The organism is Erwinia sp. OLFS4 (assembly GCF_002752165.1).
Classification (GTDB): Bacteria; Pseudomonadota; Gammaproteobacteria; order Enterobacterales; family Enterobacteriaceae; genus Izhakiella.
In genome coordinates this window covers 1-25227 of sequence record NZ_MOMB01000006.1, presented here as the reverse complement: position 1 = coordinate 25227, position 25227 = coordinate 1, and the positions used below count along the sequence as shown (strand labels likewise).

At 51.0% G+C, this 25227-nt stretch carries 20 protein-coding genes and 1 pseudogene; 7 read left to right on the top strand and 14 right to left on the bottom strand.

Annotated elements, in window-relative coordinates; all coding sequences use genetic code 11:
- Nucleotides 1-19 precede the first annotated feature (19 nt).
- Together treA and cynR are read right to left on the bottom strand one after the other, a co-directional pair.
- Nucleotides 20-1702, bottom strand: a complete 1683-nt coding sequence (gene treA / locus BL249_RS02815) for an alpha,alpha-trehalase TreA (protein WP_099704448.1) — start codon at nucleotides 1700-1702, stop codon at nucleotides 20-22.
- A 128-nt stretch (nucleotides 1703-1830) separates the two neighbouring features.
- Nucleotides 1831-2733 (bottom strand): transcriptional regulator CynR, encoded by a 903-nt coding sequence (gene cynR / locus BL249_RS02810; protein ID WP_099704447.1) that lies wholly within the window; start codon nucleotides 2731-2733, stop codon nucleotides 1831-1833.
- A 126-nt stretch (nucleotides 2734-2859) separates the two neighbouring features.
- Here cynR and BL249_RS02805 point away from each other — a divergent pair, with 126 nt between their 5' ends.
- Complete coding sequence (locus BL249_RS02805) at nucleotides 2860-3327, top strand: nucleoside deaminase (protein ID WP_099704446.1); 468 nt, start codon at nucleotides 2860-2862, stop codon at nucleotides 3325-3327.
- A 17-nt stretch (nucleotides 3328-3344) separates the two neighbouring features.
- On the opposite strand, the pseudogene BL249_RS02800 reads toward BL249_RS02805, so the two are convergent.
- From BL249_RS02800 to BL249_RS02790, 3 genes and pseudogenes are all read right to left on the bottom strand, one after another.
- Nucleotides 3345-3770, bottom strand: a pseudogene (locus tag BL249_RS02800) (ASCH domain-containing protein).
- 28 nt (nucleotides 3771-3798) lie between these two features.
- Entirely contained in the window at nucleotides 3799-5442 is a 1644-nt protein-coding gene (gene fumA / locus BL249_RS02795) for a class I fumarate hydratase FumA (protein ID WP_099704445.1), read from the bottom strand.
- Nucleotides 5443-5596: 154 nt separating this feature from the next.
- Complete coding sequence (locus tag BL249_RS02790; RefSeq protein ID WP_099704444.1) at nucleotides 5597-7108, bottom strand: anion permease; 1512 nt, start codon at nucleotides 7106-7108, stop codon at nucleotides 5597-5599.
- A 604-nt stretch (nucleotides 7109-7712) separates the two neighbouring features.
- Here BL249_RS02790 and BL249_RS02785 point away from each other — a divergent pair.
- On the top strand, nucleotides 7713-10520 hold the full coding sequence (locus BL249_RS02785; protein ID WP_099704443.1) for a flavocytochrome c: 2808 nt from the start codon (nucleotides 7713-7715) through the stop codon (nucleotides 10518-10520).
- Between the two features lie 25 nt (nucleotides 10521-10545).
- Nucleotides 10546-11517 carry an FAD:protein FMN transferase gene (locus BL249_RS02780; RefSeq protein ID WP_099704442.1) on the top strand — a complete coding sequence of 324 codons (972 nt, stop codon included), beginning with the start codon at nucleotides 10546-10548 and terminating at the stop codon, nucleotides 11515-11517.
- Here BL249_RS02780 and dcuR read toward each other — a convergent pair.
- On the bottom strand, nucleotides 11514-12230 hold the full coding sequence (gene dcuR / locus BL249_RS02775) for a two-component system response regulator DcuR (RefSeq protein ID WP_099704441.1): 717 nt from the start codon (nucleotides 12228-12230) through the stop codon (nucleotides 11514-11516). The two genes, BL249_RS02780 and dcuR, sit on opposite strands and share 4 nt — an antisense overlap.
- Nucleotides 12227-13849, bottom strand: coding sequence for a sensor histidine kinase (locus BL249_RS02770; RefSeq protein WP_099704440.1), 1623 nt, complete (start codon nucleotides 13847-13849; stop codon nucleotides 12227-12229). Before BL249_RS02770 ends, dcuR begins: the two co-directional genes overlap by 4 nt.
- Before the next feature lie 399 nt (nucleotides 13850-14248).
- On the opposite strand from BL249_RS02770, the gene ycgZ reads away from it, so the two are divergent.
- From ycgZ to BL249_RS02750, 4 genes are all read left to right on the top strand, one after another.
- Nucleotides 14249-14494, top strand: coding sequence for a regulatory protein YcgZ (ycgZ, locus tag BL249_RS02765; protein WP_099704439.1), 246 nt, complete (start codon nucleotides 14249-14251; stop codon nucleotides 14492-14494).
- 151 nt (nucleotides 14495-14645) lie between these two features.
- Nucleotides 14646-14921 carry a hypothetical protein gene (locus tag BL249_RS02760; protein WP_099704438.1) on the top strand — a complete coding sequence of 92 codons (276 nt, stop codon included), beginning with the start codon at nucleotides 14646-14648 and terminating at the stop codon, nucleotides 14919-14921.
- A 473-nt stretch (nucleotides 14922-15394) separates the two neighbouring features.
- On the top strand, nucleotides 15395-16702 hold the full coding sequence (locus BL249_RS02755; RefSeq protein WP_099704437.1) for an MFS transporter: 1308 nt from the start codon (nucleotides 15395-15397) through the stop codon (nucleotides 16700-16702).
- Between the two features lie 9 nt (nucleotides 16703-16711).
- Complete coding sequence (locus BL249_RS02750; protein WP_099704436.1) at nucleotides 16712-17941, top strand: alpha-hydroxy acid oxidase; 1230 nt, start codon at nucleotides 16712-16714, stop codon at nucleotides 17939-17941.
- Between the two features lie 7 nt (nucleotides 17942-17948).
- Here BL249_RS02750 and BL249_RS02745 read toward each other — a convergent pair whose 3' ends face one another.
- The 7 genes from BL249_RS02745 to BL249_RS02710 form a co-directional block, all read right to left on the bottom strand.
- Entirely contained in the window at nucleotides 17949-19124 is a 1176-nt protein-coding gene (locus tag BL249_RS02745; RefSeq protein ID WP_158233118.1) for a Csu type fimbrial protein, read from the bottom strand.
- A gap of 8 nt (nucleotides 19125-19132) precedes the next feature.
- Nucleotides 19133-21508, bottom strand: a complete 2376-nt coding sequence (locus tag BL249_RS02740) for a fimbria/pilus outer membrane usher protein (protein ID WP_099704434.1) — start codon at nucleotides 21506-21508, stop codon at nucleotides 19133-19135.
- A 36-nt stretch (nucleotides 21509-21544) separates the two neighbouring features.
- Nucleotides 21545-22312 (bottom strand): fimbrial biogenesis chaperone, encoded by a 768-nt coding sequence (locus BL249_RS02735; RefSeq protein ID WP_099704433.1) that lies wholly within the window; start codon nucleotides 22310-22312, stop codon nucleotides 21545-21547.
- Between the two features lie 42 nt (nucleotides 22313-22354).
- Nucleotides 22355-22876, bottom strand: a complete 522-nt coding sequence (locus BL249_RS02730) for a Csu type fimbrial protein (RefSeq protein ID WP_158233119.1) — start codon at nucleotides 22874-22876, stop codon at nucleotides 22355-22357.
- Between the two features lie 30 nt (nucleotides 22877-22906).
- On the bottom strand, nucleotides 22907-23440 hold the full coding sequence (locus tag BL249_RS02725) for a Csu type fimbrial protein (protein ID WP_158233120.1): 534 nt from the start codon (nucleotides 23438-23440) through the stop codon (nucleotides 22907-22909).
- 606 nt (nucleotides 23441-24046) lie between these two features.
- Nucleotides 24047-25039 carry an XdhC family protein gene (locus BL249_RS02715; protein ID WP_099704429.1) on the bottom strand — a complete coding sequence of 331 codons (993 nt, stop codon included), beginning with the start codon at nucleotides 25037-25039 and terminating at the stop codon, nucleotides 24047-24049.
- Between the two features lie 24 nt (nucleotides 25040-25063).
- Nucleotides 25064-25227 (bottom strand): IS1 family transposase (locus BL249_RS02710; RefSeq protein ID WP_241898819.1); only part of this gene is annotated, 164 nt, incomplete at its 5' end.

Genomic DNA, 25227 nt, shown 5'->3' with positions numbered 1-25227 from the left:
AGCGGTGGCATCAGGCCGGTTATTTTGTCTGTGTCAGCGCCGGAATGTCCGAAACATTATTACAGGTCATGCCCTGGGGACACCAGCTGTCCAGCAGCTTAAGCGTCACACCATTGGTCCAGCCAAAACCATCCTGTAATGAATATTCCCCGCCAGCACCGTCCCCCATGTTATCGCCTTCCACCACATACTTTTCAACCAGCCGGTGTTCTTTATCATAGGTTTTTTGTACGTTAGTCAGAAAGCGTATGCCTATTTCACGCGCCAGCGTCTGCTTACCATAATAATTCAGGCCAGTTACCGCGACCCACTGCAGCGGCGCCCAGCCATTAGGCGCATCCCACTGCTGACCGTTATTGACGGTGCTGGTTACCAGACCGCCGGGTTTGACCAGCTGCTGTTGCACGGCGGTTGCCGTACGGTCGGCCTGCTGCTGGCTGGCTATCTGCAGATAGAGCGGAAACAGTGCCGCCGCGGTAAGGGGGGGATGGATAGCTTGTTTTTGCCAGTCATAATCAACATACCAGCCCTGTTTGTCATCCCATAGCAGGTGGTTAATCGCCTGCTGACGCGCCTGCGCCAGCTTTTGATATTGGCTGGCCGCGGTGTCGTCATGATTTAATCTGCTGGCTTTTGCCAGCGTCAGTTCCAGATGATAGAGCAGTGAATTCAGATCCACCGGCAGTAGCGAGGTGGTACGTATGGAGGCCAGATTGTCAGGCGAGGCCAGCCAGCGTGAGCTGAAATCCCAGCCGGAGGCCGCGCCAGCACGCAGGTCGCGCCATACCTGCTGTTTTGGCCGCGACGACGCATTGCGTGCCGTTTGCTGGTCATCCAGCCAGGATTCAGTGCGCGGTACGTCACGCTCGTCCCAGTAACGGTTTAGCGTAGTACCATCCGGCAGCCTGACGGCGCGTAAACCGGCTTCACCCGCTTTAAGTTTGTCTGCGCCGGCCATCCAGTAACTGTATTCTTTACGCAGCTGAGGCAGGTAATGACGATAAACATCGTCACCGTTATGACTGGCCAGCAAATCAATCATCATACTGAAGAAAGGGGGCTGAGAACGGCTCAGGTAGTAGCTGCGGTTACCGTTTGGAATGTGGCCGTAACGATCCAGCTGGGAGGCGAAATTATCCACCATGTTCTGTACGCTTTCCCAGTGACCGCCTTCCGCCAGACCGAGCATAGTAAAATAGCTGTCCCAGTAATAGACTTCGCGAAAGCGACCGCCGGGCACCACATAAGGTTTTGCTAGCGGCAGCAGCGAGTCCCAGCGTTCAGTTTTTTCAGTATGACGGGTTAGTACTGGCCACAGACCGTCAATATGCGCCCGCAGACTCTGGCCGGCCGGTGAGACATAATCTGTGTTGCTGGCGGGCAGGGTAAAATTAAGTTCAATAAAATGGCGGAGATCGAAATTGCGCTGATGTTTCTGCATCTGCCAGTCGGCAAGAATGGTATTGGGATCGGAAACAGGGATTGCATCGGCAAAGGTTTTCTGGTCGGCAAAAAGTCTGGCCGATTGTACTGCCGTATAAAGGGGGCCAAAACGTACATCGGGTGGCTGAGTGCTCTCATCAAGTAAACGCGCCGGGTCATCAGCCAGCGCAGGCAGATGAAAAAGAATCAGTATGGCTGACAGCATCCAGGGGCGGATTGGGGTTGAGGTGCGCCGGCTGCCAGCGACAGATTTATGCATAGTTGTCACTCCTTGTTATCTTTGACTCAGCACTAACTCACTGAGCATCAAACGACTTTAGCCGAAGCTGACAATTTTTCCCGTTTTTTAACCGCAGAGTGTGAAGCGGGTATTCGTCGCTACGTTTGTCAGCGTGGATCAATGCCGCTAGCAAAGACGGCCGCGCGTTGCTGACACAGGTGCCCAAACGCTTGTGCGGCGGCGGTTTGCCTGCCCTGACTACGCTGAATGAAAAGTGCACTACGTTGCAGGCAGGCCTGACGCAGCGCCAGCGCCCGGAGTCCTGACGCTGCATGGGCAACCGGTGCCGGTAACAGCGTGACCAGCTGACTATGGCGGACAATTTCGCACACTGCTCCCGGCGAGCTGGCTTCCATTATGATGTCAGGGCTTATCTGATGCTGCTGCAGAAAAGCATCAATCTGGCTGCGTGTCGCAAAATTTTTCGTCAGTAATATCAGGCGCTGAGCGCCGAGTTGCTGTAATGACAGGGTGCGTTGTGTGGCGAGCGGATGTTGCTGACTAACCACAACGGCCAGGGTTTCATCAAATAATTTCAGTGAGCTAAGGCCGGCAGACCGCACGCTATCATAGGCCAGCCCGCAATCGGCTTCATCGGCCAGCAGGGCCTGTTCAATATGTTCCTGCGACAATTCATTTAACTGCAGGTTAATTCCCGGATAGCGGGCAGAAAATTCTGCCAGCAGCGGGCCCATTAGCCATGCACTAAAGGTGGGTGTTAGTGCAATGCGCAGCTGGCCGCGGCTTAAATCTTTGACGTCATGAATCGCCTGACGGCCGGATTCCAGTTGTTGCAGTGCCTGGCGGGCATAGTGCAGATAGACCACGCCGGCATCCGTCAGTCGGGTCAGGCGTCCGCTGCGCGAAAACAGGGGGGCGCCGAGATGGGTTTCCAGCAATTTGATTTGTTGTGATAACGCCGGCTGTGAAACAAACAGTGCTTCGGCGGCACGGGTAAAGCTACCGTATTCGGCGACGGCAATAAAATAGTGAAGATGACGCAGTGACATCAGATTATCCATAAGAATAAATTATAACTTCGATTATTATTCAGTCTTTTAACTTATAGTAAAAATCTCACATACTGAACAGACGTTATTGCGGCACGGTAATCTGACAGTAAAAGTGAGGTGAGTATGGACTTAATTAAACAAACCATCGGGCTGGCGATGCAAAATGTTGAAGAGGGTGGCCGACCGTTTGCCACCGTGATTGCGCGAAACGGTGAGATTATCGCGCAAAGTCCAAACCAGGTGGCACAAACCCAGGACCCGACTGCCCACGCAGAGATTCTGGCGATACGCCAGGCCTGTAAAAAACTCGGGCGTGAAAGCCTGCACGACTGTGAAATTTATATCCTTGCCAGCCCCTGTCCGATGTGTCTTGGCGCGCTTTATTACTGCAGTCCGAAGCAGGTTATCTACCTCACTACCCGCGAAGAGTATGCGCCATACTACCGGGACGACCGCCACTATTTTGAGCTGGAGACCTTTTATGATGAGTTTGCCCGGCCAATCAGTGAGCGGCGCTTGCCGATGGTGCATGCTGGCCATCATGATGCGCTTAAAGTGTATCAGCGCTGGCAGCGGTTAAATCCCCGCTGAACGCGGGGAACCGGGGGTTACAGTGCTTTGATCACCTGCACGACACGGAATGTCTGAAACACTAATTCCATGTTTTCACTGAAGGTGCCTTCACGGCTGAAAAAAGCCCGGTGAGCAGCGCGCCAGCCTGCCAGCGACAGGTCACCTTCGCCCTCCATCGCTGCCAGCGTATCGGACATATCTTCAAAACGGATCAGGCCAAGAGATTGTATGCGGATAACGCATACCGGCTGCTGCTGGCTGTCGACAATGATGTGGTAACTGCCGACTTTCACCTACTGAGGAATGTCCCGCTGATAGGATGCCAGTGAACAGCAGGTTGCCGTTTTCACGCCACGTACTACCCGCGCCGCCAGTGAGTCGGCCAGTTCAGGTGAATCACCAAATGCCCAGTGCGGGGCATTGTGGTAACACTGTTTCAGTTGTTCAACGGTTTGGGTCATCAAAATGGCCTGTTAATTAATAGAAAGGTTATTTCACGCAGGCAGCGCATTGATTATTGATCTGCTGAAAGAAATCATTGCCTTTGTCATCCACCAGCACAAACGCCGGAAAGTTTTCCACCTCGATTTTCCAGATTGCTTCCATCCCCAGTTCGGCATACTCCAGGCATTTAAGCTTTCTGATACTCTGTTGTGCCAGCACCGCAGCCGGTCCGCCAATGCTACCCAGGTAGACGCCACCGTGTTTATGACAGGCATCGGTAACCTGCTGACTGCGGTTGCCTTTTGCCAGCATGATCATGCTGCCACCGTGAGATTGTAACAGATCGACATAAGAATCCATGCGCCCGGCGGTTGTTGGCCCAAGGGAACCGGAAGCATAACCTGACGGGTTTTTTGCCGGACCGGCGTAATAGACCGGGTGATCTTTAATATACTGCGGCAGACCCTCGCCGTGAGTGATCCTTTCCTGCAGTCTGGCATGGGCAATATCCCGTGCAACAATAATGGTGCCGTTGAGCGACAGACGGGTCGAGACCGGACAGGTAGTTAGCTGTGCCAGAATGTCTTTCATCGGCCGGTTAAGATCGACCTGTACCACATCGCCTTCGCCCTGCTGACGCAGTCGGGCGGGAATATAGCGGCCGGGATGGGATTCCAGCTTCTCAATCCAGATACCTTCGCGGTTAATTTTGGCTTTAATGTTACGGTCTGCTGAGCAGGAAACCCCCATGCCAACCGGGCAGGATGCGCCGTGACGCGGCAGGCGAATCACCCGTATATCGTGGGCAAAATATTTACCGCCAAACTGTGCCCCCAGACCAAGCTGCTGCGCGGCTTCCAGCAGTGCCTGTTCCAGCGCCGTATCGCGAAAAGCCTGCCCATGCTCGTTCCCTTGCGTTGGCAAGCCATCATAGTAGTGCGCCGACGCCAGCTTTACCGTTTTTAACGTACTTTCAGCCGAGGTGCCGCCAATAACAAAAGCGATGTGGTAAGGCGGGCAGGCAGCGGTGCCAAGCGTACGCATTTTATCAATCAGATAATTTTTTAATTTTTCGGGGGCCAGCAGCGCTTTGGTTTCCTGATAAAGGTAGGTTTTATTGGCGGAACCGCCGCCTTTGGCGATACAGAGAAAGTGATATTCATCGCCGTCGACGCTGTACAGGTCAATTTGTGCCGGCAGGTTGGTGCCGGTATTTACCTCGTTGTACATGTCCAGCGGCGCATTCTGCGAATAGCGCAGGTTATCTTCGGTATAAGTCTGATAAACGCCACGGGCAAGGGCTGCAGCATCACCGCCTCCGGTCCAGACCCGTTGACCTTTTTTCGCGGTGATAATGGCAGTGCCGGTATCCTGACAGGTTGGCAGGACACCTTTTGCGGCAATTTCCGCGTTGCGTAAAAATTGCAGGGCCACATAACGATCGTTTTCACTGGCCTGTGGGTCATCAAGAATGGCGGCTACCTGCTGTTGATGCGCCGGACGCAGCATAAAAGAGGCATCGTGAAAGGCTTGTTTTGCCAGCAGGGTCAGCGCCTGCGGATCAACCCTGAGTACCTGTTCGCCAGCAAATTCATCAAGTGAAACGTAGTCGCGGGTCAGCAGATAATATTCGGTGTTATCGTCAGCCAGCGGAAAAGGTGGCTGGTAATGAAAGGGCTTGTTCGACATGTTAACTCACTTAATTACCTGACAGACGGCCAACGGGTGCTGACCAGACAACGGCACAGGTAATGGCTATTTGTTATTATTGCGCCAGCCGGTTACCAGGCTGGCGCGCAAGTCTGACTGCGGGTGAAAGGCGATAAACGCCTTGCCAGAGGCATCAGAACATCATGACCATCCACGGATAGGCAATGACCATCAGCGCCACCAGGAAAATGGCGCCGAAGATGGTACCCAACCGCCAGTAATCTTTGGTCGGCAGGTAACCACTGCCGTAGTAAATCGGGCTGGGGCCGGTGCCGTACGGGGTGATAATACCCATCACGCCCAGAGAGGTCACCATCATCAGGCAAAACACCGGCATATTAATACCCGGTATTGAGGCGGCGATAGTCAGCATTGCGGGCAGCAGCGCGGTAGTATGGGCGGTGGTGCTGGCAAACAGATAGTGCAGCAGGTAAAAGGCAACCAGCAGCATTACTGCAGAAACCTGCGGGTCAATGCCGTGTAACAGCTGACCACCTTCCTTACCCAGCCAGGTGATAAAGCCGACCCGCGCCAGACCATCTGCCAGTGCGACCAGCGTGGCGAACCAGGCGAAGGTATTCCAGGCGGCTTTATTGCTGGTAATATCATTCCAGTTGAGGACGCCGGTCCACAGCATCAGAACAATCACCAGCAGGGCTGCCATTGCCGGTTCAATCCACGCGGTGGCAAAAATCCACATTAGCAGCGCGCAGATAACAAACACCAGCAGCAGAATTTCATTGCGTGAGAGTTTGCCCAGCTTTTCCAGTTCCCGGCTTGCCCAGCGCGGCACTTCATCATTGATCTTGACTTCCGGTGGATAGAACCAGTATGCCAGCAGCGGCATGGTCAGGATAAGAAGTACCCCGAGCGGCAGAAAAGCCAGAAACCAGGTACCCCAGGAAATGGTATAACCGATAACGCTTTTCACCAGCGCCAGTGCCAGCAGATTTGGTGCCAGTGCGGAAAGAAACATCGAACTGGTAATACAGGCGGCGGTGATAGCCACCCACATCAGATACGATCCAATACGACGGGCGCTGGGATCGTTAGGTTTTGAATCGTACAGCGGGGGCAGGTTGGCAATAATGGGATAGATAGTACCGCCGCTGCGTGCGGTATTTGACGGCGTAAAGGGAGCCAGCAGCAGGTCGGCAAAGGTAATCGCGTAACCGAGTGTCAGGCTGCGGCGGCCAAGATATTTAACCAGAATCAGCGCCAGACGGCGGCCGAATTGGGTTTTATCGTAGCCTGCAGCAAACATAAAGGCACCGAAAATCAGCCAGACGGTGGAGTTGCCGAAACCGCTAACTGCCCATTTAAACGCTTGTGTGGCCGGATTAAACTTTGGCGTTGCCAGTTCAGCCGGACTAAATAGCAGCCACTGGCTGAACAGCGCAATCACTACCACGCCGGTCAGACCAATTACCGCACCGGGCAACGGTTCGAAAATTAATCCGACGATGACGCCGACAAAAATAGCAAAAAAGTGCCAGCTGTAGGGTTCTAATCCGCCAGGGACCGGAACCAGCAACAGCAGAACGGCAACGATTACCGGCAGGAACAGCATAATCAGCCGATTTTTTTTACCCGGAGCGGCCGCAGAAGCCGCTGCCGGTGTAGAGGATGTTGAGAGTGGTTTCATAGTATTGGTCTGCCTGTTAGGAAGAATGCGTTACACGCCCCGGTATTGCACGTTAACTTTTTTAGTTGTTACATCACTTTTTTTCAACTTTAGAACCGCGACATCGATAAGTCTTGTTTATTTAACAGGAAAGTTCTGAGCTAAAATAATAATGCCACCGATGGAAGGCTGATGCGATGGCTTCAATGGCTGCATTTGATCTGGATCAATAAAATTAGTCAGATAAAATTTGTTTTTTTTATTATTATGACATTCAGATGTAATGGTCAGCTGGTAAGGATTTTCCTAAGTAATTGAAATGGCCGTCTCTGTCAGGGGGGATGCCGATGGATAATTCATAACTTAATGATATATAATAATTTTTGTTTATTAAAACGGCTGTTGCTTTTTTATAACATATGAATAACAATTATGATGAGTGAAAGTAAATTACATAATAAATAAATAACCTGATTTCGAGAAAACTTATATAAGTAAAGTTATCGGTTAAGTAATTAAGGAAATGGTTATATTAATATCAATCATTCCGACTACATAATTAATTAGAAATATATTTGTCTGATAACGATTTTTAAAAAATTTATATTTTCTGGAGTTACTGACAATGAGTAAAATTACGCCGATTCTGGAACCGCTCACCCTGCCTGAAGGGGCCGTGCTGAAAAATCGTCTGGTGATGGCACCGATGACCACCTGTACCGGCTTTTATGATGGCACCGTTACCAGTGAGCTGGTGGAGTACTACCGCGTGCGCGCAGGCAGTATTGGTACGGTAATTGTGGAATGCTGCTATATCGACAATAAAGGGCCTGCTTTTCCCGGCGCCATTGCCATCGACAGCGATAACAAAATACCGGGTCTGGCAAAAATTGCTGACGCTATTAAATCCAGAGGATCAAAGGCAATACTGCAAATTTATCATGGTGGGCGCATGGTGGAGCCGGCCCTGATTGGTGGTAAAACCCCGGTGGCACCCAGCGCCATTGCTGCGCCGCGTGAAGGAGCAACTACGCCGCAGGCGCTGAGTGCGGAAGACGTTGATGTGATGATCACTAAATTTGGTGATGCGGTTAACCGTGCCATTAAAGCCGGCTTTGATGGCGTTGAGATCCACGGAGCCAATACCTACCTGATTCAACAGTTTTACTCGCCAAATTCCAATCAGCGTGACGATAAATGGGGAGGAAGCCGGGAAAACCGCGCCCGTTTTCCGCTGGCGGTGCTGGAAATTACGCACCAGATGGCCGACCGCTTTGCCCATGACTCCTTTATTATTGGCTATCGCTTCTCTCCCGAAGAGATTGAAGTACCGGGTATCCGTTTTGAGGATACCCTTTATCTGTTAGAGAAGCTGGCGGCGCGTGGGCTTGATTATGTGCACTTTTCTGTCGGGGCATTATTGCGTCCGTCAATTGTTGATACCCAGGACCCGACGCCGCTGATTGACAAATATATTGCGCAGCGCTCACCGGCACTGGCAAAAGTGCCGGTGATTGGTGTCGGCGGAGTGGTTAACAAAGCTGACGTTGAACTGGCCTTGCAGCATGGTTATGACCTGGTGGCTATTGGTAAGGCGTGTATTGCCTATCCGGACTGGGCCGATCGCATTCTCAACAATGAGCAGCTTGAACTGTTTATTGACAGTACCCGTCGTGAAGCGTTAACCATCCCCGAACCGTTATGGCGCTTCTCGCTGGTGGACGCCATGATTCGCGATATGAGTAGCAGCGGTCGTAAATATAAGGCAGGGGTATTCCAGGAAAAAGTTGAAGCGGAAGCGCTAAAACTGAAAATCAATGTGACGCTGGATACCGACCGTATTACTGATATTTCTCTGGTACCTGACGATAGTCTTGATGTTGATTTTACCGCGACGTTTGAAAGCCTGCGTGCCCGTATGCTGGTTGCTAACAGTCCGCACGTTGATGCCATTACCGGTGCCACCACCCAGAGTGAAGCGCTGAAAAAAGCCGTTTCACGTGCGCTGGCAACGTCCAGTAAAGAGCATGTGATTGACGAAGGGGGCAATCCCAATGCACCGGTGGTTTACGATGTTGTGGTGGTGGGCAGCGGGGGCGCTGGGCTGGCGGCGGCGATTCAGGCCTGTGATGATGGTGCCCGCGTGGCAGTCATCGAAAAAATGCCCACTATTGGCGGTAATACCATTAAAGCATCGGTAGGAATGAACGCGGCAGAAACCCGTTTTCAGGCGCTAAAAGGGATTAAAGACAGCAAATCCCTGTTTTATGATGAAACCCTTAAAGGCGGTAAATTTAAAAATAATCCGGTGCTGTTAAAAGCGTTCGTCGAACAGGCACCGGAGGCGATAGAGTGGCTGGCCAGCCACGGTATTGAGCTGAATGATATCACTATTACCGGGGGAATGAGCATCGATCGTACCCATCGCCCGGCCGATCGCTCTGCGGTCGGCGGTTTTCTGATAAGCGGCCTGGTGAAAAATCTCAATAGCCGTAACATCGAAGTACTACTGGAAACCTCAGTGGCAGATATTTTGTTTGAAAATGGCGCGGTCAGCGGGGTGAAAGTGGTGGATGAATACAATGACACGCGTATTCTGCACGCCCGGAGTGTGATTGTGGCCACCGGCGGTTTCAGTGCTAACCGCGAAATGGTAGTGAAGTATCGTCCGGAACTGGATGGCTTTGTCACTACCAATCATAAAGGCGCTACCGGTAGCGGCATCGCTATGTTGCAGAAAATCGGTGCTGGCACCGTTGATATGAGCGAAATCCAGATCCATCCGACGGTAGAACAGACCACTTCCTATCTGATTTCAGAGTCAATTCGTGGCGGTGGCGCTATTCTTGTCAGCCAGGCAGGGCAACGTTTCTTCAATGAAATGGAGACGCGCGATAAAGTGTCGGCACAAATTATTGCCTTACCGGAAAAAAGCGCCTGGATTATTTTTGATGAACAAATCCGGCAGAATAACAAAGCGGCGGATGAGTATATTGGACGCGGTTTTGTTATCAGTGCGGCCGATCCGGCCGCACTGGCAGCAAAAATCAATATGGATGCGGCGGCACTGGAAAACACCCTGGCGCGCTTTAATCAGTGTGTTGAACAGCAAAATGACCCCGATTTTGGTCGTAAAACGGCGTTACGACAGCCGTTAAACCAGGGGCCTTATTACGCTATTCGCATTGCTCCCGGCGTACATCACACAATGGGTGGCGTAACGATTAACGTTGAGACCTCGGTGCTGGATAGTCAGAAACAGGTGATCCCCGGTGCCTGGGCCGCGGGTGAAGTGGTTGGGGGCATTCACGGCGCAAACCGTATTGGCGGTAATGCCGTCGCGGATATCATCATTTTTGGTATTAAAGCCGGGCATAACGCGGCTGCCTACGCGCTGGCTGCTGCCGGGAGCGCCGTGCGTACGCAGCACTGAGCAATGCATCAACTGCAGGTGACGGATGGCTGAAACGGCGGGTGCCTATCATTACTCAACGGTGTTGCTGGGATCGCCGATAGCGCTGAAGCTGTTTCAGCCAGATGAGGCGCTGGCCAGGCGGGTATTTCAGCTGATAAAGCAGCTGGAAAACCTGCTTACCGTTAACCGCAGTCCGTCGCAGATCATGGCGATTAATCAGGCGGCCGGCCGCGCTGCGGTTAGCGTCAGCCGGCCGGTTTATCAGCTGATTAAGCTGGCCCATCAGGTCAGTCTGACTCCCGGTGGATGCTTTAATTTTGCCATTGGTCCGCTGGTTAAATGCTGGAAGATCGGTTTTCAGGGCAACAGCGTTCCGGCGGCCCACGAGATTGCCCGGCTGTTACGGTTAACCGATCCGCGAGACATCGAGCTGGATGACGCCGCACAGTCGGTATTTTTGCGCCAGCCTGGCATGGAAATCGACCTTGGTGCCATTGCCAAGGGCTGGATTGCCGATCGGGTACAGGAGTATCTGCGTCAACAGGGGGTAGCTGAAGCGCTGATTAATCTCGGCGGCAACGTGCAGACTCTCGGTGTGCCTGCTACAACCGGCCACGCGCACTGGTGTGTTGGTTTGCAAACCCCTTTTGCCGGGCGCGATGCCTTACTGGGGACTATCGGGGTCCGCGAGATGTCGGTAGTTACCTCCGGGGTATACGAACGTTTTTTTACTTTCGACGGGCGTGATTATCATCATATCCTTGATCCGCTAACCGGCTATCCGCTGGATAATGAATTACTGAGCGTTACCGTTATTTCCCGACATTCAGTGGACGGTGATATTTTCACCACCTTGCTGTATGGCCTTGGCAGCACGCAGGGCTGCCAGCTATTGCAGGCATACCCCGATATTGACGCTATTTTTGTGACCCGCGATCAGCGGATTATTTGCAGTTCTCAGCGGCTGTTTAATTTTGTACTGACCGACCCGCGCTACCGGCTGGAATTTTTTTAGTGGCAATACTGTTTTAGCAATATGTGAAATTCTGGTTGTAAACGGTAGCGGTAGACCGGCCGGCCGGTCACGCCATAATGGATACTGGTAAACAGGATGTTATTTTGTGCCAGCCAGATCAGATATTTGCGGCACGACACGCGCGAAATGCCAACTTCACTGGCCAGCTCATCGGTAGAAAATTCACAGGCAGGATGGGCATCAATCCACTGGCAAAGCGTGCGCAGAGTTTGTACTGTCAGCCCTTTAGGCAGTCGGCGCGGGTCACTGGTTGCCGCTACTGTGCCATGCAGTAATCGATCGACTTCGGTTTGCTGGTAATAGGGCTGGTTATCAATCAGATTCTTTTTTTGTCGCCAGTTAAGCAGCGCCTCTTCAAAGCGTGGAAACTGGAACGGTTTAATCAGATAGTCGGCCACGCCGTAGTGCATGGCGGTTTTAATTGCCTGTGCATCAGCGGCGGAAGAGATAATTATGACATCAATGGCGTGGCTGGCGCGGCGAATTTCCGGCAGCAGATCCAGTCCGTTCTCCTGATGCAGGTAAATATCCAGCAGTACCAGATCGACTATGCATGGGGCTTGCAGCCATTGCCTGGCTTGCTGCAGGGTCGAAGCCACGCCACAGCAGGTGAAGCCGGAGATTTGTGTAATGTAGCAGCGGTTCAGCTCCGCAACCATCGCATCATCGTCAACCACTAATACGTGACTCATGCCGTTGTATCGCCTCCGTTCCAGGGCAGTTTCACTAAGAATTGGGTAAATATACCGGGTTCTGACTCGACGCTCACTGTCCCTCCGAGGCTTTCTGTCTGCTGGCGTACTAACCAGAGGCCAACGCCCCTGTTATCGCCTTTTGAAGAGAAACCGCGTTGAAATATGCGGGTCAGATTTTCGGCACTGATACCCGGCCCGTCATCGCTGACTTCACAGGCCAGCCAGCCATTCTGGTAGTGTAATAACAGATGAATTTCTCCGTCGTGCTGGTGTTCCAGTGCTTCCAGCGCATTCTCGATCAGGTTGCCGAGCACGGTAATCAGGGTACTGGTTTGTCGCTCATCGGCCCCGTCCGGTAACCCGCTGGCATCACTCAGGATCAGGCGCTGCCCCTGCTCGTGAGCACGACTCATTTTACTCAGGATAAAACCGGCAATGACCGCTGGCTTAATTTTACCAAGCAAGGCGCCGATTTCGCTCTGGTAATTGCTGGCGGTTGTCATTACATACTGTTCAAGCTGCGCGTAATTTTTCATATGCAACAGGCCAAGAATCACATGCAGCTTGTTCATAAATTCGTGGGCGCGTTCGCGTAAGGCATCAATATAGTTAACCATGCCGCTGAGGCGCTGCATCAGTTCGCTGACTTCCGTTTTGTCCCTGAAGGTACAGATGGCGCCGATAGGCTGGTCTTTACTACGAACCGGCAGGGTATTGGCTAACAGTACGCGTCCGTTAAAGGCAATTTCCCTATCGCGTAACGCTTCACCACTGGCCAGCACGTTATGCAGGCTGGCAATCAGCGGTGACGGGCCATCCGGCGGTGTACCATCCTGGTTATCCTGTGGCTGAAGCAGCTGGTGGGCGGCATGGTTGATCAGCGTGATCTGACCGTGCTGATCAACGGCAATCACCCCTTCTTTCATTGATTGCAACATGGCCTGACGCTGTTCGAACAGGCTGGATATTTCATAGGGCTCAAGGCCAAACAGAATGTTTTTGAGCCAGCGCACCAGAAACAGGATGCCAAGGGCGCCCACCAGTATGCCAAATAAGATAGTGCCGGCAATACGCCAGCGACTCTGGCTGACCAGTCCCGCCAGCTGGGTTAATGAGATACCAACGGCTACCACACCTATCTGCTGATGGTGTGCATTATAAACAGGGGTAAAAACCCGCAGCGCCCGGTCAAGAACACCCTGGTTAATCGAAATATTTTCCTGTCCCGCCAGCGCCGGATTTAAATCGTCGCCAATAAAATGCTGGCCAATGAGCTGCGGATTTGGATGAGAGTAACGCATGCCCTGCATATTGGTGATAACCACAAAAAGCAGATTATTGTGTTGCTGTACCGCGCGGGCAATTGATTGAATATGACTCTGCTGCGGTGACTGGCTGAGCGCCTGCTGTATTTCAGGTTGTAGCGCCAGGGTACGCGCCACGGCCAGCGCTTTATCCTGTACCGCGTTGCGGGTAATGTTACCTGCCTGCCAGAAGTCCAGCAGATGGGCACTGAACAATACGCACACGATCACACTACTGACCATCAGCGTGACGGTGGTACTTAATTTCAGCGGACGTTTAGCCATGGCGGACATTGATTGTGATTGTCTCATCAGCGTTCTCTGTTGGCACAGTCAGCAAAAACAGGCGGCTCAGCGGATGGTTAATTCCTGCCGACGCGGTGCTAACAAGCGGCTGGCATCCGGTTATACCGGACGATGTGCCGCTTTTACTGCCTGATTTCTTACTTGTCTGAATTTGCTATCAGCATATCAGGCCGGTCAGCAGGTAATCCAGCTGGCCTTCAGTGCGGTTTCAATCGTGTTGCCGGAGCCGGTTGCTGCTGACAGGGATAGTCAGAATTGTCTGTGTATTTTATAGCAGGCTAACAATAGCACTTTATGCAAAAACCTCCCTGCCTGAAATTTGATTTCCTTAGTTGTACATCTATATTTTAATTGTATAACTTTGCACGCACAATCGCCTGCACCTGACACTGAAGGGGTAACATGATGCGCCAGAACGGCTATAACCTGAGTACCGCAGAGGCTATTGCCCGCTATTTCAGCAAAGCCAGTTTGCCATCACAGCAGGAAACGCTGGGGCAGATTGTGGTTGAAATTCTGCGTGATGGGCGAAATCTTAACCGGAAATCGATTTGTACTAAACTGTTGCGCCGCCTGGAACTGGCCGGCGGGCCGGAAGAAGAGGGACACTATCATGCGCTTATCGGTTTGTTGTTTGATCGCCAGCGCTGAATGAGCGCGATATGACGCCTTGCGTGGTGTCAAGGGCTGCACGCCTGACGATAACGTTGCCAGCAGGTTAACCGGAGTGTGTGTCACAGGCTATTTATCCAGCCAGCAGTACCCGGATTGATCAGCTTTAGCGGCAATGAGAGAGGGGGTTATGTACAGAAGTGAAGATGAAAAACAGATTGATAGACTGATTGGAGAAGCGGTAATGACGCTGCTGACGTCCGGCGGGCCGGTTGATAGCAAGGTGCTGATCGACCAGCTCAGCCAGATGGCGCTGGCAGCGTCTTCTCCCAGGCAGCGTGCGCTGCTCCAGCGCGCCCTTCGCGAAGTGAATGAGAGCATTGAAACATATCGCCAGCATGCAGAACGCCTGCCAGATGCCCGTTCATTGTTTGATCACCACAGCAGCGCCGCACGGAAACACTGACGGATCGGATGGTTCAATACCCTTAACCGGCGTGGCGACTGTCTGCCGGCGGCTATAACGCTGGCCGGGTAACCATCGTGATGCTTGCCGGCATGCCTTTTCCGCAGCATTGGCTTTTCTGTTGCTGGCCGCAGATGCCAGTATCCCTTCGTAGCCGTTGGCATAAGCAATTTTCATCGCTCTCCCGCTGCACTTTATAGCCCAAAGCACGGATTGTTCTGCGTGGGCGTCTGCAGCGGTGACGTCCGCTGAACAGATGTCATGTCAGTGGCCTTTTATGTTCAAATGAACAAAAGGAATACATTTTATAGCTGGCAGACTGCGCGCATAAAGTTGTTACTGATCACAGTTATATTACTAAATAGTGCAAAAAGTAACTATTAAGACAAAGTGTGAGAGCGATCACTTCCATCCGGCGCGGCGTAAGAATATACATATGTTCGCATATTGCACAAATGTATGAGGAGCCGGTGATGGATAATACTGTTGCAAAAACTGACGTAGTCTCCGCCAGAATGACGACTGTCCGCTGGCGGATGTTTATATTACTGCTGTTTGTCGGGGCGCTGAGTTATATCGACAGGATCTCATTATCTATCGGTATGCCGCTGATTGTGGAGGAATTTAATATCTCTCCCAATATGCAGGGTATTCTGCTCAGCGCCTTTTTCTGGACCTATGCATTTTTTCAGATCCCCGGTGGCTGGCTGGTTGATAAGATTGGCCCGCGCCGCTTGCTGACCTGGGCGGTGACAGCATGGTCACTCTGTCAGCTGCTGACCGGTCTCTCTTTTAATATTACGATGATGCTGCTGGCACGCCTCGGTCTGGGGATGGCAGAGGCGCCACAATATCCTACCGGGGCAAAACTGGCAGCATGCTGGTTACCGGTTAAAGAGCGCGCCAGAGGGGCGGTACTGATGGATTCTTCTTCCACTCTGGGCGCAGCGGTAGGCAGCCTGATTGTGGCCGGACTAATCAGTTTGCTGGGGGGCTGGCGTGAATCCTTTATTGCGGTTGCTATTATTACCGCAGGTGCCGGCTGGATCATCCATAAATATATTCGCGACCGCCCGGAACAGCATCCGCAGGCTAACAAGCAGGAAGTGGACTATATCAATGAAGAAAACAGCAGGGAAGATAGTGACAGTGAAAGCAGCCGCTATAAAGGGCCCGTAAAACGCTTCCTGAAACATCCCACATTCTGGTTTATGGCCATCGGTTTTATGACGGCCAATATGTTGTTTTATGGTTTGCTGACTTTCGGACCGGTGTACCTTTTTCAGGCGCGTGGCCTTGATATAAAAGGTCTCGCTGGCGCATCATTTTTAATATATATCTGTGGTTTTGTCGGTGAAAATGTGGCCGGCTGGATCACCCAAAAACTGCTTGCGCGCGGCATGCGGCAAAATCTGGTGATGCGCTCGCTGTTGGGAATTTCCGCCGCCTTTGCCTCCTGTTCAATTCTGTCTGTCGCCTATGTGCAGAGTGCGGAACTGGCAATTGCACTGCTGGCAGCCACCCTGTTTTTTGGTCGTTTTCTCGGATTGTACTGGTCTTTACCGGGCACGCTGACCATTCGCAGTCAGTCGGGTATTCTTGGCGGAATGATGAATTTTTTCTCTAATGTCGGCGGTATAATTATTCCGCTTATTACTGGCTTTGTTGTCAGCTACACCGGCTCCTATTTTGCTGCGCTTATTTTGTTCTCTGTCTGTGGTTTTATCTACCTGGTATGCAGCCTGCTAATTAATTACGAAACAAAGCTGGAGCTTTCATAAGGATAAACAATGGCTTCATCCACTATCAGTACGCTGTTTAACGCGCTGTTTGACCGTGACCGACGCAGCGCGATTGAGAAATGCGCCAGCATTGCCGATATCCGTTTGCTGGCACATAAAAACGTACCACAGGTGATTTTTGATTTTGTTGACGGTGGGGCCGGGGGAGAAATTACCCTGAGAAATAATCAGGCGGATTTTGAACGCATCAGCCTGCTACCTCAATGTCTGGTGGATGTCTCTGCGCAGGATACCCGTACCCACTATGCCGGACAACGTTATGATTTACCCTTTTATTTCGGTCCTGCCGGTTTGATCAGAGTGGTCGGCAACGGCGGGGAGCTGTCAGCGGTTGCCGCTGCGGGCAGGGCAGGTGTGCCTTATACCATCAGCACCTCGTCATCCTACTCTATTGAAGAAATTGCTGCGGTTGCCAGCGGGCCGCTGTGGTTTCAGCTCTATTTATGGCGTAACCAGCAGGTGGTGAGTAATCTGATTGAGCGTGCCGCAATGGTGGGATGCGAGGCACTGGTGCTGACGGTTGACGTGCCGCTGAATGCCAACCGGCTACGGGATTTACGTAACGGCATGTCAATTCCGCCTAAAGTGTCTGTTAGCACGGCGCTGGATTCTCTCAGACGGCCACGCTGGCTGAAAGATATTTTATCCGGCGAGCCTATCGGTTTTCGCAATTTTATGGGGATTGCCGAGGGTAACAGTGCCCTCAGCCAAAGTGAATTTATCAATAAGGAACTGGCGAACCTGGCTGCCAGCTGGCAGGATCTCCGCCAGCTGAGAGAAAAGTGGCAAAAAAGGATCTATATCAAAGGTATTCTGACTGCCCACGATGCCGAAATGGCGATCGCCTGTGGGGTGGATGGTATTATCGTCAGCAATCACGGCGGGCGACAGCTGGATTCGGTGCCCAGTGCTATTAGCGCGCTGCCGGAGATCGTGCGCGTTGTTAATGGGCGCTGTGATGTGATTCTTGACGGAGGCGTGCGTTCGGGGATTGATGTGGTCAAAGCACTTTGTCTCGGTGCCAGTGCTGTCAGCCTCGCCCGACCGTGGGTGTTTGGCGTCGCGGCAGCCGGGGAGGCAGGGGCCAGTCGGGTGATCGATATCTTAACAATTGAGCTGCGACAAACCCTGGCATTACTTGGTGCGCCGGCGGTTTCTGCGCTCGGCCCGCAACTGGCTCGCTTTCCATCCGGCTGGCTAAGCCAACCGGAGCGCTGACCTGCACTCAGCTGCCTTCGGTGTAATTTACCGTCATAGTCACGGTATCACTGTAGTCACCGGCAGGCTGGTCCGGGGCGTTGGCTAGGGTGGTCGCCTGAAAATTAATGGCTTGCTGTTCGCTGTCACCGGTGAATATTTCTCCCCGCTGCCACGGAATGCCGCTGCTATTGGTTATCTGATAGGGGATAGCTGCGCCACTGCTGGACATCATATGCAGGATACCTTCACTGTCATCGTGTGAACCGGTGAAGCTGATGGTATAGGGAGTACCAAAAGTGCAGCGAACCTGAGCCGTGGCTGGCTGGCTGACGGATTGGCCGGAAAACATCTGTTCGGGCAGGGTAATATCGCCAGGGGCAGTGACCTGGCAGGCGGAGCTGACTTTCAGCTGGAAGGTCAGCGGCTGCTGGACATTGTTAATGGTCATATCAATCAGATCGATGCCAAAGATTTTTTCGCCAGAAAACCTTCCGTTCAGTGCCAGGGTATAGGTTCCCTGGTAGGTACCAGGGGCAATGCCCTGTTGCGTCGGCACCTGAATATGGGCATACAGCCGGTAAGGATGGTCATATTTTTGTCCAACATGTGTCCATAATATTTCTCCTGCACAATCCTCCGGATACTGGCTACAGAACGCTTTATCCTGTTGCGTGGCTTGCTGGCCGTCGTCATTAAGCAGTGCGTCCATAATCTCTTTTTGGGAGCCGTCAGCAGGTAACACGTAGCTGGTCGGGGTGCCAATGGTATTGACGCACAGTCCTGGTTGTGCATGTTGTAACATACCGGCACAGGCGGCGACTTTTAGCTGATAATGTGACGCTTGCGCAGGAGAAGATGGATGGTTGGTGGTGTTGGTCAGTACCAGACTGTTATCGTTATTCGCCGGCGGTGGCGAGACGCTGGTGACCGTCATATTAAAGTACGCCGAGGTATTATAAAGTTCATCTGGCCGGCCAAGACAGTACACATCCAGCGGGACTTCAACGCTGGCTTCGCCACTGTCTTCAATATCCAGTCCTGATTTATCAAAGGTGCTGATATTGATAATACCGGTGTGTGCCCAGTAAATATTGCACAGGGTGGCGAAATCCAGGCCATAGCCCTTTACTTTGTCTTTTGCCAGCAAAGGATGACTGAGTAACAAACAGGCAGCAATCAGGAAATTATTGATATATTTCATAATCATCCTTAGCGGCAGATATAGGTTGGCTGCGCGACATTCGCGCTGGTGAAATCTTTACGCGCAATGATCACCTTGCACTGCTCACCCGCTTTGCGGTAGACGGTAAGCAAGGTCGGTTTATCATCGGTAAGATAAAGAAAGCCGATGCCGTTATAACCAACAAAGGCATTGCTACTGTTTTGTTCATCTTTGATAACGCTGCCGGCCGGTAATGGCTGAAAATGGTTATCGAGTAAGCGGAATTGTGCCGGGAATGACGTCCTGACGCTGAAGTTAACTTCGGCACCGGATTGCGGATAGACCCGTATTTTACTGCGATAGCGGTCGCTGTGGTATTGCGCCGCTAAGCGCGTCGGGTCGATAGCAATTTCCGCCGGCATGCCTGGCTGAATACCATTAATAAATCCGTAGCCACGACTGTTGGTATAGCCTTTAAGCGAACCGCCGTAATAGTAAGGAACACCAGGTACACCGGTTTTCACCAGCACAAACGCGCCCTGCGACTGCGGATTAAACTGTACCGCATGGTCAATCCAGGTGGCGGTTCCGCTACCCTGCAGCCACCAGGTTTTATCGTGATAACCGTATACGCCGCCATTCAAATTAGCATACTGCGTGCCGTGGTATATCGCCATGCGCTGATAATTCTGTGCGTTTTCATCACGTGACAAGGCAATATCTGCATGGGTTTGTTGTGGACCATAGCCTCCCCATGAGAGCTGAACATCATTGCGGCTTCCGGAATGCGCATGCGTGTTAGTGAAGCGGGCCTGGGCGGAGTCGCTGAGCGGCAGACTCCAGTCCAGCATGGTCATCACATCATGACCGCTGGCGTTATAGGCACTCAGGGACAGCGAGAGCTGGCCGCTGAGGGGGGTCGGTACCGCCAGCGAAACATTCTGCATGCTCCAGTTACTGTGATGATAAGGGCGGATAAAAAAGTAACCAAAACCGAGGGTATAATTGCTGACAGGCTGATAACTCAGCCAGAGCTGGTCAACACTCTGCAGGCTATTGCGATTAATATTACAGCTGTTGTAACCATAGTCGCTGAGATCGGCATAACCACGCGAATAGCTGGTATGATCATAAGATAGATTGAGGCGGCGGGTCGCGTATGTATAACTGATATCCCCTTTGGCGCCGTTTTGCCGGCTCGCTTCGTTGTCGCTACTGACGGCGCCGGTCAGGCTGATTACACCGTATTGCGCCGCAAGAAAACGGATGCCAGCGCCAGCCATTTGCAAATGTTGCGCGCTTTGCATAAAAAACGCGTCTGTCAGTGATTGTGTAACGCCGTGGGTAAGAAAACCGCTAAAGGCGGGGTTGCGATAATAACTATCCCGATAGCCATAATCATAGCGTAAATAGCCGAGATTGGCGGAGAACTGTGTCAGTCCGGCTGCCAGTAAGGTAGTGGATTTATATAACGGAATAGTCTGGTTAGTTTTGTTGCCCAGCCTGTCGGTTGTGACAACGGTGACCTGGCCGGCGCCATTAATAAAGGGAATGTTATTTATCTGATAAGGACCGCTGCTAACGGGTTCAGAAGATATCTTCCTGTTGTCCATAAAAATATCAACTATAGAGGGGGCCTTTGCGGTACCGCGAATACTCGGTGACTGATAAATATTCTTATCCGGCGTGAGCTGAAAATCTTTCTGGAAGGAAATACCCCCCATTCTGACGCTGCTATCCCAGGTGCTGCCGGAAGCAATCAGGTCCCCCAGAATCAGCTGAGTATTATTATCGGCAAAATACTGACGGTAATAGGACAGATAGCGTGTCCAGCTATTGTCGTTGTAATAGGCATTTCTCAGGGCGTAATGATTTGCCACGCCTGATGAAAACAGGTAGCCCGAACCGGTAAATAATCGTGCCCCCAGATAAAGTGAACCGGTATCCAGCACACGATTACGTGAAACGTAGGCATCATAATCTATCGCCAGGCCGCATGTACGGCTATAATTCACCGGTGAACTATTCTGATTAAGTTCAATTTTTTGCTCAGGAAGCCAGTCAGGCGGTACGTTGATCACTAATGCGTGTTTCTCCGTAGAGTAACTGGCACTGATCTGGTTTATTTTACTGAGATTGATGTCGTCCTGATTATCCTGGGCCAAAAAAATTTTCGGAAGATAAAGCGTGCTGGCAAATGCTTTATTAATAAAAATGTCGCTATTGATTATTTTCAATGGTATGCGATTTTGCAATTTAATGCCGTTTAAATACAATGTTGCCCGATACTCTGGTATATAGCCGCTGGGTATTGTTTCCGGCGGAGGTAAGGTATTAATATATTCTTTTGCTGCCAGTGTTTTACTTAACAGGCTTAAGCTAACAGCCAGGCAAGCAGAAAATAGCTTCTTATTCTTATTCATAATAGTTTCTCCTGCAGGCCGCGGGTAACCATGAGATCAGTTACTTTTAATTGTTGTAGGTTTTACATCGCCATCGAAAAAGCGAGCGGTCAGCTGCTGCTGGCTGTTGATGGTTAAATCCGCCGGTAGGCTGATATACATGGTGCTACCAGGCAGAATATAGCCATAGAGTCCGCGTTTCAGGAAACGCAGTGTTTTACCCTGTTTATTTGCCAGCGCAATATCGCTTAACCGGGCATGAACCGGACCCGTATTCTGCAGGGCAATCACGCGTTTCCCGTGCTGTGTGGCAAAATGCCAGCGTAGACTGGGGTAAAGGCTGGGCAGGGCATCACCATCCTGCTGGTATCCTTTTGGCGTTTGGCTGCCGGCAACAAACAATGGCAATACATAACGCATGCGTAGCGCAACTTTATTGCGTTCAGGGCTGTTCAGACGCGGGACTTCATCAATCACAATACGATAAGCCTGCTCTTCAGCCTGGCGTCGGGCAGGTAACGTAAACAGACGGATATATTCGCTGTCTGCCGGAAGAATACCGACCACAGGCGGCACAACGTTAATATCATTCTGTTCATTGAGTATGTTATCACCGTTTTTCTGATGCCAGGCAAACACTCTAACTGAAAGGTCGGCATTATCGTTTCCGGTGTTTCTTAACCAGAGAACAGAACGATCGTTATCTGTATTAATATGTTGATTGATTGGCCATAGCGCAATATTGATTGCTGCCGAGGCTGTGTTTACCGTAAAAATCGAAAAAAAGACAACAATAAGGCGATAACAAACCTGTGTTATTTTCATAATAGATAATTTATATTTAAACTTGCGTTAATTATTTTTTAGTTAATAACTGATCGTGATACCTATAACATCTGAATATTTTTCTGCTATGGGTGCGTTAGCCGGCGTAATCATTTCTGCGTATAACGGCACTGAAATATTGGCATAATCACTGACCGTGGGTTTATAGGGTGAATCAACTGGCCATGGTTTTTGCCGCGCGACATCCTGATACAGGTTATAGAGCAAATAAGCTTTACCGTCTGGTGTTGCCATGCGCCGCTGCGCGGTGCTGGCATGCTGCCCTCCATCAAGCAAAATTTGTAAGTTAACGCCAGGCGTGCACTTAATGCGCAGCTCACCTGTACTGAGCAAACGGTCCTTACGCATATCGGCAATTGTCAGCGTGCCAAAATTAATCGGATCTATCTGGGTTATCTGGCAGCCATTTACAATTTTTTGTGACACTTTAAAGCTGACAGACTGTTGTGCTGCCTCGCTCAGATTAATTACACACAGCAGCAGGATCATATTCAGCAGCCTGATGCCCGGCCTGTGGTTGCGGGTAAAAACTATTTTTTTCATTGACTGATCCTGCTGCCTGCTCATGATGTTTTAGCCGGTCCAGCTAATGGTCATGTTCAGCGTGTCATTATAACTGCCGGCTGGAATGTCTTTGCCTGCCGGAATCGCCTGCATCTGGCCGTATAGCGTCAGTGCAAACGGATTGGCTTTTTTAGTATTGATATCGACGTTTGGCGTAATTTCCGTGGCCAGCGCGGCGTCGCTGAACAATTTATAATCCAGCATGCCATCAGCTTTGTTTTTCATGCGCCAGCTTTTTGCGTCAGGGTCATAATTTTCTCCCTGATCGATTTTGACCACCGGGGCGTTGCCTGCGGTGCAGGTAATCGTCAGATTATCCGGTGCTGAAGCGATAGGTTTACCTGACATCCATGAAGAGGTATCAAAGGTCAGTTTGCCAAAGTTGCCGGTTAATGGTGTGGTGCTACCGCTGGTGGCGACTTCGCAGCTGGCTGCGACATCGGCATTGACCGTAATTTGTCCCTGAACGTCCTCCGCCTGCGCGGTAGCCGCATAAAAAGCGCTCAGTAAAAGGGCGGGAAACACAGGGCAGTGCCGTATCATAATTGCTCTCCTCGTTATGGTAGCGCTTGTCATATATTGATTGCGGTGACGGATATGGTGAGACCGATATAAAGCGCGTTAAGATTTTATTTAGTTAAATGAGTTTAACCCATGCGCAGGTGACAATTTTTTATGATGTTATTTTTGTTTCTAATCTTATCATTGTCTTTCTGGTTATGTTTTTAAATCTCCAGTTAATATATTTTCTTTGGCATAATTCCCTGGAATTAAATAAATATTGTCAGGGCACTGTGCGTCTGTTTGTTGACATAGAAGATGTTAAATCAATAGCGGGAAAAAATAAAGTTTTTACTGGTAAATAATAGTTAAATCCGGGTTAAGCTTTAACCGGGGCTTTGTGTAAAAAATTATCATTATCAGATTTTAGTTGCAGAATAATCAATTGGTTAATGGCTTACAGGTTGTTTTTTATTCAAAAGCAAGCTTGAATTATTAATCCTTTACTCTGCAAGTTTAACGAGAAAAATAAAAATCATTTAGTGTTCATTAAGTTATTTGAATGCCGCTCTCAGTGGACAGATGTGATTACGGCGCTAATAGTCACGTGGAAAAGATGCGTTGTGACTAGCCTGGATAATTATGGTCTTAACCCTTTTTCACCGGCAGGGAGGAAGCAAGGCTGTGATTTTTATATCGTACAATATCAGCCATCACCGCAAGGGCAATTTCCGCCGGGGTTTTACTGCCCAGCGCCAGGCCAATCGGGGCATGAATCCGTGCCAGCTGCGCCGGAGTAAATCCGGCAATGGTTTGCAGACGTTGCAATCGCCTGGTGCTATTGCGTTGAGAGCCCATAGCGCCCAGATAAAACGCCGGCGTGCCGATGGCCTCCATTAAGGTTAAATCGTCCATGCGCGGATCGTGCGTCAGCGCCACGACCGCGGTAGCGGCATGACAGCCATTTTGTTCAATATATTTTGCCGGAAACTGGCGGTGTAGCGTAATGTCAGGCTTGAGCTGCGGGGCAAAGCTGTCCAGTACATCGCTGCGATTTTCGCAAACGACAACATGAAATCCTAAGGCGCTGGCAAATTCGGCGCAGTACAGCGCGACGCTGGATAAGCCGGCAATCAGTAGCTGGGGTGGCGCAGCAAGATATAATCTGATGGTGCATTCATCGTACATCACCTGATGTCTGCCGCTAATGCCTGGGCTGGGATTAAGCTGGCAGGCGTAAGGCAGGATAATGCTTTTCTCCAGCGCATAATGCCCGGTCAGTGCGGCGGATATTTGCTGCAAGGCCCCTCTGTTGGTGTCGTCAGGGGTCAGATATTCAATAAGTATATCGAGAGATCCGCCGCAAGGCAGGGTAATGTCAGGGGTCAGGCCACCTTCGCCATATCGTACCACCTGGCTTGCCGCCTGAAACTCGCCGCCGGCAATACGCTGTAAAAAGTCCTCTTCAATGCATCCCCCTGACAGTGAACCACAAAAATGGTGCCGGGCATCCGCCACCATCATTGAGCCAGGTGAACGGGGCGCGGAGCCATAGGTGTTTAATACGGTGCATAACCAGACCGGACGGTGCTGAAGCCAGTCAAGGGCCTGGTGGATAACGGTAATATCAAGATGTTGCATATCGTTAACTGGTGATGCCTCCAATTAGTAGAACATGTGTTTCTCGATAAACGCTCCAATGACTTTTTCGTGGATCTCAACTGAGCGCGAAAAGCAGATTGTTTTACGAGCCAACCGTTTAATGCGGGTGCGGAGCGTCAGGTTATTACGTTCAATGCGTTGGGTGAAAATTTTGCCCGTCAGATGCT